The organism is Candidatus Regiella insecticola LSR1 (genome assembly GCF_000143625.1).
Lineage (GTDB): Bacteria > Pseudomonadota > Gammaproteobacteria > Enterobacterales > Enterobacteriaceae > Regiella > Regiella insecticola.
Genome location: NZ_GL379643.1, coordinates 1 through 817, shown reverse-complemented (window position 1 = coordinate 817; position 817 = coordinate 1). Strand labels below are relative to the sequence as shown.

Sequence of the window (817 nt, the reverse complement as noted above, 5' to 3'; positions counted from 1 at the left end):
CTGCTTGCGCCCATAGGGATAAATATTTAATGAAACAATGCTTTGTTGCGTTTCGCGCACTTGACGGTCGTGCTCCTGAAAATAACAGGCAAACTTTGCGATAGGATGCGGGATATCGCTGTCCAGCTGCCCCTTGAGCCTAAAATTAGCAGGAAGATTCAACTGTTCAAACCAGGCTTTATTCGCATACAAGTAACGTGACTGATTATCTTTAATGCCCCAGGGGTCAGTGCTATTTTCACATATCAATATAAGCTGTTTTGATATCTCACCCGCAGTATACTGTGCGTTATTATCCGTCTTCATTTTTTAGGAGCGGGGTTATCGTGGATAATCAACGCTATCAAGATTAAATAAAGTCCGGTTGCCCATAATATTATATCAACAACAATGAATTCATTCATCATAATGATTTCCTCAAATAGAGAGGGTAAATTACTTAGTGAGAGTGAATTGTTAATCAAAAAAAAGAAGTGCGTTACCTGAAATATATAGGGTATCTTATTTTTTATTTTTGTGATAAGAACGCGGAGTGTGTTTTGGGAAGACCCAAAGCTCAATGGTGACATTGGGTCTTCTGGCGTATCACTTCGTGTTATTTATTTTAACAACCGTCTATCCTCCTCTTTTTTGTAGAACACATCCCCGTAACGCAAAAAATACAAGACGCACCTGAAATACTGCCAACAAGCTGTTGAGTGAATAGAAATTAAGTTTGATTTTTATCTCTTCCAACGTCGCGTTTACCACGGGATATGACACTGACCGCAACATTGCGATTTCTTTTTGAGATATGCCCAACGCAAAAAGCATCTCG

Annotated in this window: 2 protein-coding genes; both read right to left on the bottom strand. The window is 39.3% G+C overall.

Annotation, left to right across the window (positions count from 1 at the left end; translation table 11 throughout):
• The coding region (locus REG_RS08640; RefSeq protein ID WP_006705291.1) for a PAS domain-containing protein at positions 1 to 306 on the bottom strand (306 nt) is incomplete at its 3' end.
• A 309-nt stretch (positions 307 to 615) separates the two neighbouring features.
• On the bottom strand, positions 616 to 817 hold a 202-nt coding region (locus REG_RS13810; RefSeq protein WP_039908316.1), incomplete at its 5' end, for a hypothetical protein.